The 19,810-nt window shown below is 34.4% G+C and carries 11 protein-coding genes and 1 riboswitch; all 11 genes read left to right on the forward strand.

The window, feature by feature from the left end; all coding sequences use genetic code 11:
- Nucleotides 1-819 precede the first annotated feature (819 nt).
- The 11 genes from RINTHH_RS09500 to coaBC all read left to right on the forward strand — a co-directional run bounded on the left by RINTHH_RS09500 (nt 820) and on the right by coaBC (nt 19,797).
- Nucleotides 820-1,125 carry a circadian clock protein KaiA gene (locus tag RINTHH_RS09500; protein ID WP_044304991.1) on the forward strand — a complete coding sequence of 102 codons (306 nt, stop codon included), beginning with the start codon at nt 820-822 and terminating at the stop codon, nt 1,123-1,125.
- A 204-nt stretch (nt 1,126-1,329) separates the two neighbouring features.
- The gene (kaiB, locus tag RINTHH_RS09505) at nt 1,330-1,647 is read left to right on the forward strand and encodes a circadian clock protein KaiB (protein ID WP_008235844.1); all 318 of its coding nucleotides are present in this window, start codon (nt 1,330-1,332) and stop codon (nt 1,645-1,647) included.
- 95 nt (nt 1,648-1,742) lie between these two features.
- Entirely contained in the window at nt 1,743-3,290 is a 1,548-nt protein-coding gene (gene kaiC / locus RINTHH_RS09510; protein WP_044304992.1) for a circadian clock protein KaiC, read from the forward strand.
- A 92-nt stretch (nt 3,291-3,382) separates the two neighbouring features.
- Nucleotides 3,383-5,338 carry a TolC family protein gene (locus RINTHH_RS09515; RefSeq protein ID WP_008235848.1) on the forward strand — a complete coding sequence of 652 codons (1,956 nt, stop codon included), beginning with the start codon at nt 3,383-3,385 and terminating at the stop codon, nt 5,336-5,338.
- A 249-nt stretch (nt 5,339-5,587) separates the two neighbouring features.
- Entirely contained in the window at nt 5,588-8,275 is a 2,688-nt protein-coding gene (locus tag RINTHH_RS09520; RefSeq protein WP_008235849.1) for a DEAD/DEAH box helicase, read from the forward strand.
- An 812-nt stretch (nt 8,276-9,087) separates the two neighbouring features.
- Nucleotides 9,088-10,086, forward strand: coding sequence for a CAF17-like 4Fe-4S cluster assembly/insertion protein YgfZ (gene ygfZ / locus RINTHH_RS09525; protein WP_008235851.1), 999 nt, complete (start codon nt 9,088-9,090; stop codon nt 10,084-10,086).
- A gap of 2,034 nt (nt 10,087-12,120) precedes the next feature.
- Nucleotides 12,121-12,219, forward strand: a riboswitch (TPP riboswitch).
- 6 nt (nt 12,220-12,225) lie between these two features.
- Nucleotides 12,226-13,605, forward strand: coding sequence for a phosphomethylpyrimidine synthase (gene thiC / locus RINTHH_RS09530; protein ID WP_008235852.1), 1,380 nt, complete (start codon nt 12,226-12,228; stop codon nt 13,603-13,605).
- A gap of 1,313 nt (nt 13,606-14,918) precedes the next feature.
- Complete coding sequence (locus tag RINTHH_RS09535) at nt 14,919-16,100, forward strand: aldo/keto reductase (RefSeq protein ID WP_196794910.1); 1,182 nt, start codon at nt 14,919-14,921, stop codon at nt 16,098-16,100.
- Nucleotides 16,101-17,493: 1,393 nt separating this feature from the next.
- Complete coding sequence (locus RINTHH_RS09540) at nt 17,494-18,141, forward strand: alpha/beta hydrolase (RefSeq protein WP_008235869.1); 648 nt, start codon at nt 17,494-17,496, stop codon at nt 18,139-18,141.
- Nucleotides 18,142-18,275: 134 nt separating this feature from the next.
- On the forward strand, nt 18,276-18,488 hold the full coding sequence (gene isiD / locus RINTHH_RS09545) for a protein IsiD (protein WP_008229427.1): 213 nt from the start codon (nt 18,276-18,278) through the stop codon (nt 18,486-18,488).
- A 58-nt stretch (nt 18,489-18,546) separates the two neighbouring features.
- The gene (gene coaBC, locus RINTHH_RS09550) at nt 18,547-19,797 is read left to right on the forward strand and encodes a bifunctional phosphopantothenoylcysteine decarboxylase/phosphopantothenate--cysteine ligase CoaBC (RefSeq protein ID WP_008235874.1); all 1,251 of its coding nucleotides are present in this window, start codon (nt 18,547-18,549) and stop codon (nt 19,795-19,797) included.
- Nucleotides 19,798-19,810: the final 13 nt, after the last annotated feature.

Below are 19,810 nucleotides of genomic sequence, written 5' to 3' on the forward strand. Positions count from 1 at the left end.
GTTATGGGGTCTTGGGGAATTAGGAATTTACGTTAGGAGAAATAGCCTAACTGTTTGGCTTACCTGTAAATTCCTATTCTTAATTTTCTAATTTAACTGCCAAAAAATATTCACGCTTTAATATATCTACGTTGATTACCATTATTATTAAAAGTGGCAATGGCCAAGATAATTATTATGATTCTAAAAGCCCATTTTAAAAAACTTAAGAATTATAATAATTGAGAATGCTACAATACTTAATTTTTATTAAAGTATCTTACTCAAAAAGCAAAAGTAGGATACAAAAATCCATCTATTTCCCAAGCTTAATCATGAGTGTATCTAAGAATAAGGTTATTTGATCTAATATCCAGGATAAGATCTGGCTGTAATTCCACAGTTGCAGCAAATCAATCTATCTGATGCCTTTAACTATTCCACACTCATAACATAAAGTTAGCCGAAGAAATCTACATCTGTGACAGTATGATAATTTTCATCAAATATTCATTCTACAAAAATAATAGTAGATTTTACAGTCAGAATCTTTAAAAGTACCCTATGTTAAGGAAGAAATCATAATCAGGGTATTAACTCTGCAATGCCATAATTTGGAAATACATACAAATAATACTCAAAAATTTAAGAATGGAAAGTAACAAACTGTTTTTTAGAATTTCCCTAACACTGTTGTAGATATCCACTTGAAAATAACTGTTGTGAAGTTAATCTACGATATGCCTTAACTGAAACTGATAAAGGACAGGGCAATAAAAAGTAAATTTACCATAAGCATATAGACTGATAACGCGATTCACTATTATTGAATTAAATTTAATGAGCCTAATAGAAAAACAAAAATTAATTCAACAACTAAAGGCTGACTATCGGCACATACTTATAAACTACTTTACAAATGATACAGAGATATTACTAAAGATTGAAAAATTTATTAGTATCTTGTTTTATGCTAACATCCCCGTACCTCAAATTATAGAAATACATATGGAAATCATGGACGAATTTTCCACACAACTAAAGCTAGAAGGAAGAGATAATGAAACTCTAATAGATTATCGATTAACCCTTGTAGATATTTTGGCTCATCTATGTGAAATATATCGTTCTTCTATGAATAGATGAAAACACTTGTATTCCCTCATAACTATTTTCGTATATTATATTGTCATTGACTGGCATTACTGTATATTACAAGTACTGATAAAAATTAATTAAGATACCTATACATAACTCTGTTACTTTTCCTAGAAAATCATAATAAATGGAATCTAAATAAATAAGTATCATTGCTTTTTTCTATCTTATTGGAGATTATCTATACTGCATATGAAACCAGTCAGAAAAACCTATGTCCTGAAACTTTATGTAGCAGGCAATACCCCAAATTCAATTAGGGCATTGAAAACACTGAAAAATATTTTAGATGATGAGTTTCAGGGAGTGTATACATTAAAAGTGATTGATGTGTTTAAAAGTCCACAACTAGCAGAAGAAGATAAAATTTTAGCAACACCTACATTGTCAAAAATTTTACCACCCCCAGTCTGCAAAATTATTGGGGATTTGTCAGATAGGGAAAGAGTACTAATCGGATTAGATCTGCTATATGAAGAATTATCAGAAGAAGATTTTAAAGGTGAGTAAAATTGGATTATCTGATCTGAATATATTCAAAAGGCTAAAATAATACATAAAAATATTCATAAATAGGCATAATTTTCATTGATTACAACTCGAAAATGAGCGATCAAGAACAATCAGAACAAAGCTGTAACCCATTACTGCAAGGCGTAGGTAAAATGCGCTCTATGATTGAGGGGTTTGATGATATTAGTCATGGGGGATTACCAGTTGGTAGATCAACACTAGTTAGTGGTACATCAGGTACAGGGAAAACTTTATTTTCGCTCCAGTTTCTTTATAATGGAATCACCTATTTTAATGAGCCGGGAGTATTTGTAACATTTGAGGAATCCCCTGTAGATATTCTCAAAAATGCCCATATTTTTGGTTGGAATTTACAAAAATTTATCGAGCAAGGTAAACTATTCATCCTTGATGCCTCTCCAGATCCAGAGGGCCAAGATATCATAGGCAGTTTTGACCTATCTGCCCTTATAGAACGTCTACAATATGCAATTCATAAATATAAAGCTAGTAGAGTTTCTATTGATTCAATAACTGCTATTTTTCAACAGTATGAAGCTGTAGGTGTGGTACGTCGGGAAATATTCCGTTTAGTAGCGCGGTTAAAACAGTTGGGGGTCACTAGCATTATCACTACAGAGCGGGTTGAGGAATATGGGGGAGTTGCAGCTTTTGGTGTAGAGGAATTTGTATCTGACAATGTAGTCATTGTCCGTAATGTTCTAGAAAGGGAACGTCGTCGCCGAACCATAGAAATTCTGAAGTTACGGGGTACTACCCATATGAAAGGAGAATACCCCTTCACTATTACTAACGATGGTATGAATATTTTTCCTCTAGGTGCAATGAGACTAACCCAACGTTCTTCTAATGTCAGGGCATCTTCTGGAGTCAAAACCCTTGATGAAATGTGTGGTGGTGGTTTTTTCAAGGACTCTATTATTTTAGCGACAGGAGCAACAGGAACTGGTAAAACCTTATTAGTAAGTAAATTTATTCAAGATGGTTGTATAAGTGGGGAAAGAGCAATATTATTTGCCTATGAAGAATCGCGAGCTCAATTATCACGAAATGCTTACTCCTGGGGGATCGATTTTGAGAATCTGGAACATAAGGGACTGTTGAAGATAATTTGCACCTATCCTGAATCTACAGGAGTAGAAGACCATCTGCAAATTATCAAGTCGGAGATTACTGATTTTAAACCAGCTCGAATAGCAATTGATTCCCTTTCTGCTTTGGCAAGAGGTGTAAGTAGTAATGCATTTAGGCAGTTTGTTATTGGTGTTACTGGTTATGCTAAACAGGAAGAGATAACAGGATTTTTTACTAATACTACAAACCAGTTTATGGGATCTCATTCCATTACCGACTCTCATATTTCTACAATTACAGACACAATTATCATGTTGCAGTATGTAGAGATTCGTGGGGAAATGTCTCGAGCAATTAATGTATTTAAAATGCGCGGGTCTTGGCATGACAAGGGTATTCGCGAGTACAATATTACTGCTGATGGTCCGGAAATTAAAGATTCTTTCAGGAACTATGAGGGAATAGTCAGTGGTGCCCCAACCCGCGCTAGCATCAATGAGAAGGTAGAATTATCTCGTATTGTCAAAGGATTTGAAGACAAGTAGAGTTCTGAAACTTCTAATTAGTTAGCATCATGCTATATATGTTTTGCAGTAAAGATGGTTTCTAACGCCTAGTTTTTGTGTGAGGAAATGTGGTGAAAGGACAACAATTATTCCATAGCTTTTTACCTGGTATGACAGTGGCATTGTTAACGACTCAGTCTGCCTGGGCTGAGGGTGTACGAATCAATAAGCTATTATTTAATGCCACACCCAATTTTTCAACTTCTACCAGTGTTAGTAAATCAATTAGAAATAATGCTAAAGAAACATTCCATATTAATAAGCACTCTGATCTTAATCCGGTTATTGCGAGTGTAATAGCTACAGTCAGAACTGGTACAGCACCTATCATTAAAGACCTTCAGTCTCATGATTCTAAGAAAAATGAGCTGATTGTCAGAAAGACCTCAAGTCAATATGAGAATAAGGTATCTAAATTGATATCTAAATCATTTGCCCCGGGGCATTTACTTGTTTATATGCCACCGGTAAATATTAATACACAACAGAGACACTTATTGCTGGGACAGAGAAAAATACAAAATCGTGTTTTTACCCAAGCAGAGAGGAGTACTCTTTTTGGTCAAAAGTTACCTTCTCAAGAATCAAAAGCTTATAAATTAGACTCTAGCGATCATAAATTAGCTAAAATAAAACTTGTAGAAGTAAATACAATTGAACAACCTGCGGCAATTACAAGCCCCCAAATTCATAATTACCTTAACCCTAACCCCAACCTTCTACAATTTCCTACAAAGCTAGAGGAAGTAAAAGTGAGAGGTGTACAACCAATTACTTTGGAGGAAGCCTTGGAGCTAGCTAGACGTAATAATCGGGATTTGCAATTGGCATTATTACGTTTGAAACGTTTCAAAGGGGCTTTACTGGAAGCAAAATCTGCCTTGTATCCTAGTTTAGGTATACAAACACAGATAAACCGCCAGCAGTCTTCTGGTAACCAATTAAATGATAAGTTGCAATCAAGGGCTGAGAAAAATTTACCTCCTCAATCAGCTATTCCATCACGGGATCCTATCAATACAAACTTTCAGGGACAGGCGCAATTAACCTATAACTTCTATACTTCAGGCGGAAGATCATCAGCAATCAAAATTGCTGATTATCAGGTTAAATCCATAAAGTTGGACATAGAAAGAATATCAGAAGAAATTCGTTTAAATGTCGCCTCAGAATATTACAACCTACAGCAAATGGATGAAAACGTGAGGATTGCCCAATCAGCAGTTAAAAATGCGCAAGCAAGTTTGAAAGATGCTAAAGCCCTAGAGCAAGCTGGTGTGGGTACTCGTTTTGAAGTGTTGCGTTCTCAGGTAAATTTGGCCAATACTAAACAGAATTTAATTAGTGCTATGTCTAAACAAAAAATTGCCCGTAATAGCATGGGAAACCGCTTGGGTATAGCACAAACAGTTATCATTGTTGCTGCTGATGAGGTTAAATTGGCAGGTTTGTGGAATATGTCCTTGGAAGAGAGCATCATTAAGGCTTTTACCAATCGCCCTGAACTACGTCAAAATTTGATTCAGCGTAATATTAACAAGCAAAAAAAGAAACAAGCACTGTCAGTCCTAAGGCCAAAAATTAGTCTTATCGCCAATTATGACTTATTGGATCAATTTGACGATGGCATTGGTATAACTGATGGTTATTCAGTTGGCTTGCAAGCTACTATGACATTATTTGATGGCGGAAAGTCTAAGGCCCAAGCATCACAAGCAGAAACCAATATGGCGATTGCAGAAACGCAATTTGCTCAACAACGAAATCAAATCCGTTTTGAAGTAGAACAAGCCCATTCCAATCTAAAGTCAAATCTTGAAAATTTAAAAACTGCCAATACAGCTTTGGATCAAGCTAAAGAAGCTCTGCGTTTGGCCCGATTACGATTCCAAGCAGGTGTTGGTACCCAAACTGATGTAATTGCCGCAGAAAGCGATTTAACTAGGTCTGAGGGAAATAGGGTTAGAGCAATTCTTGATTATAATCGTTCTTTAATCAATTTACAGCGATTTGTAATTTACAGGTAATATCAATACCATTAGTAAATCTAGTTCATTATTTTATGTCAAATAAGTTGAACTACGTCAGGGTTTTCTCAATACTCAAGAATCTATTATATTTGGGGAGGGGCTTTTGCTTATTTAATATTAAGGAGTTTGGGGGATTGAATAATTTTATATTATGAGTCCTTGAGGAAAATTGAAATAATTGAAATTTTATAGTAAATAGTCCGGTTGAAATATTATAGTAAATAGTCTGGTTGCAATTGTGATTGAGTGAATTATTCTGCCCTGTCTCCAGAACTTGACCCCAGTTCAATATTTCCCTTTGAATTGGATGAATTTCAACTAAAGGCGATCGCTTCTCTCAATTCTGGGCGGTCAGTTGTTGTATGTGCACCAACGGGTTCAGGTAAAACTTTGGTTGGTGAATATGCCATCTATCGTGCTTTAATTAGAGGCAAGCGAGTTTTCTACACTACTCCTTTGAAAGCTCTCTCCAACCAAAAATTGAGAGATTTTCGAGAAAAATTTGGCCTTAAATCTGTAGGATTACTTACTGGAGATGTTAGTATCAACCGGGATGCTCCCATTTTAGTCATGACTACGGAAATATTCCGCAATATGCTTTATGGTACACCCATAGGGCGTGTGGGCACTTCTTTGGTAGATGTAGAGGCTGTGGTACTAGATGAGTGCCACTATATGAATGATCGTCACCGGGGTACTGTTTGGGAAGAGTCCATTATTTATTGCCCCCGGACAATTCAATTGGTAGCTTTGTCTGCAACTGTTACCAACAGTCGGGAATTAACAAACTGGTTAATTCAAGTCCATGGCTATACAGACCTGATCCATTCGAGTTTTCGTCCTGTGCCCTTGGAGTTTTACTTCGGTAATACTAAGGGAGTTTTCCTTTTATTGAATAATAGTTTAAGTAAAATAAATCCACGCTTAATTCAAAAACGAAAGAAAAAACAAAATGGTGAGAAAAAGATTAGAAGTGGTAGGCCAGAAGCTCCCAGTTCAACTTATATCCTGAATCAGCTAAAAAACAGGGATATGTTGCCGGCAATTTACTTTATTTTTAGCCGTCGAGGATGTGATAAAGCAGTTAAAGAAGTTTCAAATTTATCATTAGTTAATGAGGAAGAAACTAGTCAATTAAGGTACCAAATTGATGAATTTCTCAAACGCAATCCTGACGCTGGACGCTCAGGACAAATTATGCCCCTTTACCGGGGAATTGCTGCACACCATGCAGGAATTCTACCTGCTTGGAAGGGCTTAGTTGAAGAATTATTCCAACAGGGATTAATCAAGGTCGTATTTGCTACCGAAACCTTGGCAGCAGGAATTAATATGCCGGCCCGTACAACAGTAATTTCTACCCTTTCCAAACGCACAGATGCTGGACATCAGTTGCTTAATGCCTCTGATTTCTTGCAGATGGCAGGTAGAGCAGGTCGTCGAGGCATGGATGAGAAAGGATACGTTGTAACCCTGCAAACTCCATTTGAAGGATCAAAAGAAGCTGCATATCTGGCTACCTCCAAGCCGGATCCCTTGGTAAGTCAGTTCACTCCCAGTTATGGTATGGTGTTGAATCTGCTACAAACACATACCATAAAAGAGGCTAAGGAACTAGTAGAACGCAGTTTCGGACAGTATTTAGCCAATTTACATCTGCAACCCCAATATAAGCATATTACCAACCTACAAGAACAATTAAAAAATCTACAAGAACAGGTGGCAGCAGTGGATGAGTTAGAAGTTGCCAGATATGAGAAGTTACGGCAAAAGTTAAAGGCTGAACAGAAATTACTTAAAACCTTGTACAAAGAAACACATAACGTCAGAAATGATGAAATATCAATGATGTTAGGTTTTGCGGTTTCTGGTACATTACTGAGTTTGAAGGGAAAGCATATAACTGTTTCAGTACCAGTAACAGCCATTTTAATATCAAGAACCCACGGGTCCGGGCAATCCCCTTATTTGGTATGTTTAGGAAGAGATAATCGTTGGTATGTAACAACGACTACCGATGTAGTAGGTTTACATGCAGAAATACCCAGAATTGAAATACCAGAAGACTTGCTACCACCAGCTGAAATGCCATTAAAACCTGGCCAGTGCCGTCGGGGAAATCAGCAGACAGCCATTATTGCTAGAAAAATCCCCGCCGTTGATAGTTCCTTCTACAATCCACCAGAAATTATCGAACAACTCCAGCGTGTTAATGACACTCAAGATCAATTACAAATTCATCACCTGTTTAAAACAGGTAGCGTAGCTACTTTTTTCCGTCGCAAAGCAAGAGCAGAAGAATTGCAATCAGAAATTAAAACCCTACAAGAGCAAGTAGCTGTCCGATCTCAGCAGCACTGGGGGGAATTCTTGAATCTGATCTCTATATTACAGCAGTTTGGGTGTTTGCAGGAGCTAATTCCAACCAAATTAGGGCAAATTGTTGCTGCCATTAGAGGAGAGAATGAGTTATGGTTGGGTTTAGTATTGGCTAGTGGAGAAATAGATAACTTAAATCCTCATAATTTAGCTGCTATCATTGCAGCTTTAGTTACAGAAAGTCCACGCCCCGATAGTTTTGTAAAGTTTGAATTATCTCAGGAATCTTCTGCAATTTGGTCAAAGTTGCAGAAGATTCGTCGTGCGGTGTTGAAGACACAATATAAACATAAAGTAGCCTTAACAGTAGGCTTGGAGAATAGATATATTAACATGATTTCACTACTAGAAAAGTGGGCTTTAGGTATAGACTGGACGGAAATATGTGAGAATACCAGCCTGGATGAGGGTGATGTAGTGCGAATTTTACGCCGTACATTAGATTTGTTATCACAAATCCCTCATGTTCCTTACTTATCAGAATCGTTGCGCCGCAATGCCTACCGAGCAATTCAATTAATAGATCGTTTTCCAATAAATGAAGTCGTAGGGTAGTTTTGAGATTGTCTATATTATTATGTATATTATAAATACTAGAAACAAATTAAACTCACGACTGTATAAATTACAAGCAATTTATGTAAATGATAAGAGTAATTACTTCTCAAAATTTCCCCTTTAGTTATTTCAATATATCAAGTTAAAAGCTAAGAAACTTAGAGTTAAATTTTGAATTTTTATTGAGAAACTAGAGATGATAAAAAACTAAAAATCATAAAAATGTATATATGCTAAAAAATTGTTGTTACAAGCAGTTTTGTAATAATAATCAACTAATATAAATGTAATTTTACCCCTTATCCTCAATATATTATTACTATGTAATTTAGTATGAAGGTTTTGCTCTTAGTAATTATTCTATAAATTTATTTTGTGCTCTAATTATTACAAATGTAAAATTCGTGTGATTATAATAAGGAAGACTACATTAGTGTCTTAATTAAGAATATAATACATATTGGTAGCTCAAAATATAATTTTAGACAGGTAAAAATAATAAAAATTGATTTCTTTTAACTTGTAATTTGAACTATTAAAAATAAAAAATAAGAAAAATTATTGAGTTAATTCTAAGCAGTTAAGATAGAATGATTTCAGTTTGTATTGTTACTCAGTTCAATTCCTAATAGTAAGGAATTCATAGGTTGTTGAAAATAATTATCCAAGGTGGCAGAAAAAAATTTACAAAGTCATGATTGGTTCTTGGATCTTTAGGTATTCCCTCTTCAATATTTATTGAAGAGGGAATACCAATCTGATAGGCTTTTCTCAAGGTAATAACCACGACCATAACCTAATTACACAATATGGAATCAAGTATTGGAAATCAACAAATAGCAGCCATGAGAGCTGTAGAGTCAAAGTTTGCACTCTATGATCGCAGCCATTGGGGATTGATTAAAATTACAGATAGGGACTGCTTACGTTTTTTACACAATCAAAGTACTAATAATTTTCTGTCTCTGCAACCAGGACAAGGCTGTGATACTATTTTTGTCACTCCAACAGGGCGTACAATCGATTTAGTAACTGCTTACGTGCATGATGATGCAATAATTATACTAGTATCTCCCAAACGGCATAAATTCCTGATGGAGTGGCTGGATAAATACATCTTTTTTGCGGATAAGATTCAACTAAATGATATTACTGAATCTAATGCTATCTTTAATTTAATTGGTCCTGGTAGTGATGAATTAGTGACAAAATTGGGAGCAGAGACATTGATTGGTAAACCCTATGGTACCCACCAAGTATTTTCTTCACAGGGTTTGGAAGATTTGTGTTTTTGTGTTGGTAGTGGTTTAGCAATTCCTGGATATACCATGATTTTTCCAGTTGCTCACAAGAATAGTATGCAAGAAATTCTCTTGGAATATGGAGCGGTAAAAATGAGCGAAAATACCTGGAGTATGTTGCGTATTCTCCAAGGGCGACCTATGCCAGATCAAGAAATAACTGAGGAATATAACCCTTTGGAAGTTGGTTTATGGAATGCTATTTCCTTTAATAAAGGTTGTTACATTGGACAGGAAACTATTACCCGTCTCAATACCTATAAGGGAGTAAAACAGAAACTTTGGGGAATCCATCTCACAGCTCCAACTACACCAGGTAGTTTAATTACTATTGGACAGGAAAAAGTAGGTAAACTAACTAGTTATACTACCACTGTAGATGGTCATTTTGGGCTTGGTTATATTCGTACTAAAGTAGGTGGTGCAAATATAAAAGTCGAAATAGGAAATGTACAAGGTAAGACTGTTAAAGTGCCCTTTATCTCTCATGATTATCCAAAAATATAATACTTCAGTTAGTAATTAATTTTTATACCTAACTAAAATTTCTGTGAATATTGTATAGATATTCTTAAACTTATATATTAATTAGTGAATTCTAAGATTTAGCAACGAATGTAAATAAACTTCTAATAATCTTATATTTACCCATAGACAAGCTTTACATGGCTTTTATCTCTTGATCATAAAGTATTACCCAAAGTTTATCTAGACAAAAAAATGTAGCAAATCAATGATATGGTCAAGTCATCCTTATTTTGACTACTACCATATTTTTCCAAACAACTAAAACTAATTCCTTCTAATCTAAGAATAGACGTCTGAGAGTATAATTAGGCTATGCTTTATCTTAAAATTCTTAAATATATAAATATATAAATATATATCTTTCCAAATTAGGGGATTATCCTTTAGATATCAACCGTTTAACATTAAATAAAACTGACTATTAACTATGTCAATTATCACATAAAACATTAATGGTAGCAGGTCCTAAAACAACTTATTTTGCAAGAGGTACTGCTACACTAAGATTAACCACTGTAGACCCTCCTATCAACAAAACTTATTGTATTAATCATTAATACAATAAGTTTTGTTGATCCTCAATGTGGATAGCATTATCAATGGGTGCAATTTTTCATGTTTGCTCTAATTCTACTATTATCAAGTCCTTCATTTATAGAACTATCCTCTATTGTAGGATTTTTTCCTTGATATATAAGGATAACCCTCCCATTTCAGTGAAAACCACCCAAGAATCTACAGTATAACCAGTTTATAATCATATTCTGGTCAGGTACCTTTGTAATACGCTTAACGATTTTCAACATTATCAAATTAGTTTACCCAAATAGTATTGTCCATTGCTTGGAGGACCCTACCAGAAAATTCACTATAGGTATTAAGATATTTATAAGCAGCCATAAGCACTTGACATATTTCTACTTATAAGGGCTTCAAGATATCTGTGATATCATTCCCAATGATTGTTACTATATTCAACTCCAACTTTACTATAAGGAGAATAGTAGCGTACAAGTGAAGAAAGAAAATCTAAGCAATTAATTCTTAAAATAGTTAAAATGGAGGAATACAACCTTGTCAATCTACACTTTTAATAGTAACTCTTGCTTGGGTACTTTTAATTGTCAGTAATTTTTATTACAGAGGTCATGAAAATAATTACTTGAACTGACAAGGTTGGAAGTAATTTACCTCTGAAGTGATCTTAATGGATATTAAACTTATCTATTAAGATCACAATTATTACAGATTAATCAATAAAAATTGTATTATGATAGCCTGAGATTTTGTTTTACTTGTTGTATAAATACTCACGTTGAAATAACCTTTCTTTAATTATTAAGAGCGTAGTTATACTTATATTTTCAACTACTTTTATAGGTATTTTATATGAAGTACATATCATAATTTTGATATGAAATAGCCCATAGCGATAATAATTCTAAGACTATTTATAATAATAGCAGCAGGGCAATTATAAACAGCCTTACTCTGAGATGAGAATTAACTTTAGCCATTGAGACTAACTTGAGTATAACTGTTATTAAGCTCGGATTCTTGATAACTTATGATACTTGTATCAAATATTTACCTTTACTTGTATCCCAATATGTGGCATGCCAAACTCAAGAATATTTTAGAGTTTACACAAGATGGAATTGTCAGGTTAAACTAGATAATTATTAGTGCCTTGATTTAGTGCCTTGATAAAGATTAAAGTCAATTTAAGCTTGGTAGAAGAAGCTAAAAGTATTTTTGGGACTATGATTAACATTCAAAGATTTATTGGCAGTTTTTGAATCCTAGTTATAACTTGTAATGAGTAAAACTGCATATTACTTTAATAGTTCGATTTGTTTCATATGTTGCTTATAGTTGTAGAATTGTTGCTATTTATTTTTTCTGGTCTATTTTAAAATAAATCCTAATATGATCTTGTTTTATATATCAATTACAAAATCTCTTAATATATCAATTACAAAATCGACAACCAAAATCAAAGTGGTACAATTGTTTTTATGCTAGGGGTGTCTGAGTAAAATCAGGCTGAGAACAAACCCTTAACACCTGAGACTGGGTAATACCAGCGTAGGGAAGCTGTTTATCGAGGTAATCAAAATGCGGACACAATGGATTGCCAAGCGACGTGGCCAAGGTAATGTTACTCAAATGTACTATGCCCGCCAAGGCATTTTCACCGAGGAAATGCATTATGTTGCTCAACAGGAGAACTTACCTGTTGAGTTGATTAAAGATGAAATTGCTAAGGGACGGCTGATTATCCCTGCTAATATAAATCATCCCAATTTGGAACCAATGGCTATTGGAATAGCCTCCAAATGTAAGGTAAATGCAAATATTGGTGCTTCTCCCAACTCTTCCAATATTGACGAAGAAGTAGCTAAACTAAACTTGGCAGTTAAATATGGTGCAGATACTGTCATGGATTTATCCACTGGTGGTGGTAATTTGGACGAAATTCGTACCGCTATAATTAAAGCCTCATCTGTTCCCATTGGTACTGTACCAATTTACCAAGCTGTAGAAAATGTTCATGGTAATGTAGAAAATCTTACACCTGAAGACTTCCTCCATGTTATTGAAAAACATACCCAACAGGGTGTTGATTACATGACAATTCATGCTGGTCTTTTGATTGAGTATTTGCCCTTAGTCAAAACCAGGATTACAGGTATAGTTTCGCGTGGTGGTGGAATTATTGCTAAATGGATGCTACACCACCATAAACAAAACCCTTTGTACACGCATTTTCGAGATATCATAGAGATATTCAAAAAATATGATGTTTCCTTTAGTCTGGGGGATTCCTTGCGTCCCGGCTGTATTCATGATGCATCAGATGAAGCACAATTGCACGAGCTCAAAACCCTGGGAAAGTTAACCAGAAGGGCTTGGGAACACGATGTCCAGGTGATGGTAGAGGGCCCAGGACATATTCCCATGGACCAAATTGAGTTTAATGTTAAAAAGCAAATGGAAGAGTGTTCAGAAGCTCCCTTCTATGTACTAGGACCACTAGTAACAGATATTGCTCCTGGTTATGACCATATTACCTCAGCCATAGGGGCTGCCATGGCAGGTTGGTATGGTACAGCAATGTTATGTTACGTCACACCCAAGGAACACTTAGGTCTGCCTAATGCAGAAGATGTACGTAACGGTTTAATCGCCTACAAAATTGCAGCCCATGCAGCAGATATTGCCCGCCATCGTTCTGGTGTAAGAGATAGAGATAATGAAATTTCCAAAGCTCGGTATAAGTTTGACTGGAATCGTCAGTTTGAATTGGCACTTGATCCAGACAGAGCTAGGGAATACCATGATGAAACATTACCAGTAGATATTTACAAAACAGCTGAGTTCTGTTCTATGTGTGGGCCCAAATTCTGTCCTATGCAAACTAAAATTGATGCAGATGCATTGACGGAGTTGGAGAAGTTTCTAGCAATGGATAAAGAGGTTGTGACCAAGAGTTAAGGAGATTTCCAAACCCATACTTAGGAGAGAAATCATAGCTCCTAGAGCCTGCCATAATTTTCCAAAAAGGGCATTTTAATTGTAGAAATGGGAATTATTGCCCCATAGTAGTTATCAATCTCTTAATGATAACTACCTGAACATAAGTTTTCCAAGCATTATCAAGACTTGCTCCAGTACAATCTACTTAAGTTTATTTGGGTAGATTGTACTGAGAAGTCAGTTACATAGTTGAAAGCTCTAAAAATCCTGATATTGGCAACTATGTATAATAATTGCAATGTATTTTAGTTGCGCTTAACTGTTTACTAGACTGTGCGAATTATCTGGCATCAGCATAGGATAATTTCATCAGGTAAATTATCCTAATTCCTGTTAGCTTAAACATAAGCTAACCGTTCATCTTATAACAACTCTAATAATAAGAGATTGTTATAAGATAATCCGGATTTGGAAAACCCTATTTATTCCCTTAAGCATGATGTAATATAGTTAATGGTAAGACAAATAAAAAACTCTATTTCTTGTTTCTATAAAAACTTATTCTCCCGTAGTAATTACTGGTATTAAATCACAAAGTCAGAATGTATTCCCCGCTACCCAAAAATTCTGGGTAATATATGAGAACCTGTTATATTTGGGTTTGACAACTACTTGAATGAATAAACGGAATAAATTTATAGCTTGTCATATGAATATTTAGCTATAAAAGATATTAAAATATTCATATCGTATTTAATTAGGTTTGTTGCTGAGGCTTATCAACTTGTTTTAAAAATTCTAATTACTTAGAAAGCTACCTAAATCATCTGATATTACTAAGAATTATATTGCCGACAGATATCAAGAGTAAAGTATCAAATGTGATATTTAAATCTTTCTAAACTTTTTTACATTTTTATCCTCACCATAAATCATATTTTAACTTAATACTATAATTATCTACATTTACCAATTAATGATTAACTAGGATAGAAAGGATTATAATGGATTATATATCTATCTAATTCAAATTTCTAACAGCATTATAGATTCTAAGCTAAGCACTATATTTTTTAAGAGTTATAGACAAGCTTAGTACTTGGCAAATATCTAATTATCTTTATGATAGCCTGGCTTAGATTAAGTAATTATAAGGCTGGTAAGATTAACTTTTATATATGATAAGGGATCAGATTATATCTTACTTATATTATTCATAAGTGATAATTCTACTATATATTAATTCTCCTAGTTTATGTGGAATATGATAATCATCAAAAATTTAAATTAGGATCAATTATATATTTTATAAATAGGCAATTTTTTTAATGATGCTATACAGAAGATTTGGACGTACAGAGTTACAAATGCCTGTTTTCTCTTGCGGAGGAATGAGGTATCAATATAAGTGGCAGGATTTAGCCCAATGGGAAGTTCCTGAAGAAAATCAAGCAAATTTGGAAGCCACTATTCACCGTTCCATTGAATTAGGAATTAACCATATTGAGACAGCCAGACATTATGGTAGTTCCGAGATGCAACTAGGAAAAATTATACCCAAGTTATGCCGTGAACAAATCATTGTACAAACTAAGGTACCTCCGACAGCAAATTCCAAGGATTTTGAAAAAGAATTTACAAAATCCTTAAATTACCTGCAAATAGATTACCTAGATTTACTAGGAATACATGGTATTAATAATACCGAAATGTTAGCATACTGCCTTCAACCTGATGGATGCCTTGATGTCGCAAAAAAGTTACAGGTGCAAGGTAAAGTTAGGTTTATTGGGTTTTCTACTCACGGCTCTACAAATATAATTCTAGAAACAATAAATACTAATCAATTTGATTACATCAATCTGCATTGGTATTATATTAATCAATGTAATTGGGCAGCGATTGAAGCTGCTAATCGCCATGATATGGGTGTCTTTATCATTAGTCCTTCCGATAAGGGGGGGAAATTATATAAACCACCACAAAAGTTGGTAGATTTATGCGAACCTTTAAGTCCCATGGTTTTTAATGACTTATTCTGTTTGAGTCATTCCCAGATACATACCCTGAGTTTGGGGGCAGCAAAACCAAGTGATTTTGACAAACACTTAGAAACTCTTGATTTATTGGATAATGCCCAGAGGATTTTGCCTGCCATTTTGGAACGATTGGAAACAGAAGCAGTTAGAACTTTAGGAGAATATTGGTTAAAAACCTGGCATATTGGGTTACCCGCATATAATCAAACGCCAGGGTATATTAATATACCAGTAATCTTATGGTTGAGAAACTTAGCTGTTGCCTATGATATGGTTGAATATGCTAGGATGCGCTACAATCTCCTGGGCAATGGTAGTCATTGGTTTCCTGGTAATCAGGCAGATAAGGTTGATGAATTTGACCTGCGTTTATGTCTTGCAAATAGCCCTCATGGTAATATGATTCCTTACCTTCTAAAGGAAACACATCTAATATTAGGATTTGAAGAAGCAAAACGTTTATCTCAAAGTTAAACATATTCTTGGGCCATACTCTATGGGGAACAAGTCCATAGTTTTGGAATACAATTATTGTGGCCTAATTTCTAATATAGTTATTTAATTTCATCTTATAAGATATGGCAAATATATCTTAATAAGATGAAATTAATGTTTTCTATGTCTATGAACTCAATATGATTCAATTATTGCATCATGAAAATATTTGCTCACTAATCTAGCAGCAATTGTAACTAAAATACAGAGCCTCCAGCATAAAATTATTGTTGTGATATATATTATTAGCTTGATATCTTCTAAATGCTAATTAACTCTCTCTCTTCACTTTCTGAATACCTACAAAATAGTTGAAGGATACTAAAACTATCAATTAGTGATAGCAACAATGCTCTTATTTTTACATTACTAATATTTTACAGATGAAGGAGAGTTAATCAAAAGTAATGTTAAATTGAACATATCAAAAAACTAGAGTAAGTGTTAGGGTATATAGGATGTGCCTTTTTTTATTATTTGTCAAGCTTTAGTAGTTGCTGAATCAATAAAATTATTGAAAATTTACCATCTAATTGGGATTATTTGATGATACTTAGTTAATATAGTAATGTTGCACATTATTAATAAATATATTTGATTTGTAGATTACTATAATTTCTATGAGTGAGCAGTATCTGTTTATTTTTCTAATCTAAAAAACCTGAATAATAGAGCTTATAGTAACCTTAAGGTGATTCAATAATATTTGTGAAAAATTAGCTAAATTATTCGTATAGACCTCTAACTTTAGATAGTATGAGCACTGTGATTAATATAACTTGCAGTTAAATAAGTCAACCTTATAATAGAAACCTCAACATATGCATGGTATTCATTTATTAGCAAAGTATATACAAACATCAATTGGATAATATATTCAGTTATAAATTTTTATCTTCTAGGTTTTACTAAAAGTAAATATATGGAGAAGTGTATCTAAAGATTTTGTAATTTGATCACTCATATATATTTCTCTATAGTTAGACATGAATATGTCACTTGAATCAAAATCTATAATTCTGCTTTGAACTAGACTTAGATGCAAGCATTATTATAAGAGCTTAATTTGGAGAAATCTATAAGTAATCAAAGTATTAAAGTAAGGCTTTAGCTAAGTTAAGATGGTATTTTTAATATTTGGATTATTCAAGTTAGTTTTAAGTTCTAAATAAATCGGTAATTTTGTATTACTTAAAAAGTTCTGATTTATAGAGTATACTTTTAGTTAGTTTATAGAGTATTGATAGTTAGTACAATTTATTTATTGCTTTTGATAACTTTTCAAGCATTCTCTGAAATCTAGTTATCAGCTATTTTTGCTGCCGCTGTTGCAGATACAAATAACACAAAGTAGTATTTTAGGGTAAAATCATTGTCTTTGAAATATATCGATATTCTCCCCTCTACATCTAATAAAAAACCATCGATTTTAATCGTTTGCTTACATGGCTGGGGTTCAAATGCAGATGATGTGGCTTCTCTATTCCGCTTTTTCCAATTGCCGAATTGTCAATTTATCTTTCCGAATGCACCTTTTTCTTATGCTTCTTCTCCAACGGGTAAACAATGGTATAATTTGCAGCCGGAAAATATGTATGATGGACTAACAGAAAGTCGTCAATTACTCCAGGATTTTTTACTTTCTCTTGCAAGTAGTACCGGGGTTCCTCTATCACAAACCATTTTGAGTGGTTTTTCCCAAGGTGGCGCAATGACTTTAGATTTAGGATTAAAGTTACCATTAGCTGGTTTAGTATCTATGAGTGGATACTTACATCCAGGTTTATTGAAACAGGAAGTTTCTAATACTTTACTAAAAGCTTTAATTATGCATGGAAAACAAGATGAAGTTGTACCACTTGCAGCAGCAATTCAAGCAAAAGTAACGCTACAATCTTTGGGAGTTGCAGTTGAATACCATGAATTTGATATGGGGCATGAAATCAGACCATCAATGCTGAAGTTATTCCAGAACTTCGTAATTTCTGCGGTTCAAGAAACAATGTCACAGAATATATAAACATTCTGGTACAATTGCTGTGGAAGTACAGCAAAAGTAACATCCTAAAATGAGTAGAATGTACTGGGTAGATGCGGAAAACGCAATCAACCCCTTGCCGGATTTAAATGCAGCTATTGGGATGGGCAAAAATAATGACTACTTTAAGTATTTCCCGAAAAGAAATTGCAACTATGACTGAGCAGGATGTAGAAAAATTAGCTACACGTCTGGAACAGGATAATTATAGTAATGCTTTTGAAAGTTTGAATGACTGGCATTTGCTCCGTGCAATCGCATTTCAACGTCCAGAGCTGGTTGAATCTTATGTATATTTACTAGATTTAGAAGCATACGATGAAGCCTAAGGGTTTTGGGTTGATTTTTACTGATTAAAATTCTAATCTACTGAATTCTGAATTAATAATGCAGCCATATTCTGGCACAATATCGGAAAGCGTTAACATTCGACCCCATAGGGTGATAGTAGCTGTTGGTGGAGGGATTGCTGCCTACAAAATTTGTGAGGTTGTATCTACCCTATTTAAGATGGGGGTGGAATTGCGGGTAATTATGACTAATGCTGCGCAGAAGTTTATTATGCCCCTGACTTTTGCCACCCTATCTCGTCATCCTGTTTATACAGATAAAAATTTCTGGCAACCAAATAATTCTCCTCCTCTACATATTAAATTGGGAGAATGGGCTGATTTATGTTTAATTGCACCCCTTACAGCTAACACTTTGGGTAAATTAACTCATGGAATAGCTGACAATTTATTGACAAATACAGTGTTAGCATCCACCTGTCCTGTACTATTAGTACCAGCGATGAATACAAATATGTGGGGACAACAAATAGTAAAGAATAATTGGCAAAATTTACTATCCTATGAGCGTTTTCACAGCACAGAAATTGCATCTGGGTTACTAGCATGTGATCACGTAGGAGCAGGGAGAATGGCAGAACCAGTAGACATTATCAGTCATATTCAATCTTTATTACATACCAAAGGGAAACAGGATTTAATAGGTAAAACTATTCTGATCAGTGCTGGGAAAACTCGTGAATTTATGGATCCAGTAAGATTTATTGGTAATCCCTCCACGGGAAAAATGGGTATAGCTATTGCAAGAGCGGCAATACACCGGGGAGCTAAGGTCATACTAGTCCATGGTGAAGTTATCTGGGAACAACCTTTAGGAATACAAACTGTTCTTGTAGTTAGTGCAGAACAAATGCATCAAGAAATGTTGCGGCATTTACCCAATGCAGATGTAATTATTATGTCTGCAGCTGTAGCTGATGTTAAACCAAGGGATCATAGCACAGAAAAATTACCTAAACAATTACTACCTACGAGTTTACCGCTAGTAAGAGTTCCAGATATACTTGCAGACTTGGCATACCATAAAAAACCCAATCAAAAATTAATTGGTTTTGCTGCCCAGACAGGGGATATTATCACTCCAGCACTAGAGAAATTACGTAGAAAAAACCTAGATTTGATTGTTGCTAATCCTATAGACAGAACTGAAAGTGGTTTTGGAAATGATAATAACCAAGGTATTTTAATCGATAAAAAAGGCAATCAGCAGAAAGTACCCCTCTGCAGTAAATTGCAGATGGCCCATTATTTATTTGATTTTGTTGGTGAAAATATTTACCTAGGTTAACCCATACTAAAGT

The organism is Richelia intracellularis HH01, from assembly GCF_000350105.1.
Lineage (GTDB): Bacteria > Cyanobacteriota > Cyanobacteriia > Cyanobacteriales > Nostocaceae > Richelia > Richelia intracellularis.

Excerpts from the sequence above, each read along its gene's own strand:
- RINTHH_RS09500 (WP_044304991.1), top strand. The coding sequence starts at position 820 with ATGAGCCTAATAGAAAAACAAAAATTAATTCAACAACTAAAGGCTGAC.
- kaiB (WP_008235844.1), top strand. The coding sequence starts at position 1,330 with ATGAAACCAGTCAGAAAAACCTATGTCCTGAAACTTTATGTAGCAGGC.
- kaiC (WP_044304992.1), top strand. The coding sequence starts at position 1,743 with ATGAGCGATCAAGAACAATCAGAACAAAGCTGTAACCCATTACTGCAA.
- ygfZ (WP_008235851.1), top strand. The coding sequence starts at position 9,088 with ATGGAATCAAGTATTGGAAATCAACAAATAGCAGCCATGAGAGCTGTA.
- thiC (WP_008235852.1), top strand. The coding sequence starts at position 12,226 with ATGCGGACACAATGGATTGCCAAGCGACGTGGCCAAGGTAATGTTACT.
- RINTHH_RS09535 (WP_196794910.1), top strand. The coding sequence starts at position 14,919 with ATGCTATACAGAAGATTTGGACGTACAGAGTTACAAATGCCTGTTTTC.
- isiD (WP_008229427.1), top strand. The coding sequence starts at position 18,276 with ATGACTACTTTAAGTATTTCCCGAAAAGAAATTGCAACTATGACTGAG.
- coaBC (WP_008235874.1), top strand. The coding sequence starts at position 18,547 with ATGCAGCCATATTCTGGCACAATATCGGAAAGCGTTAACATTCGACCC.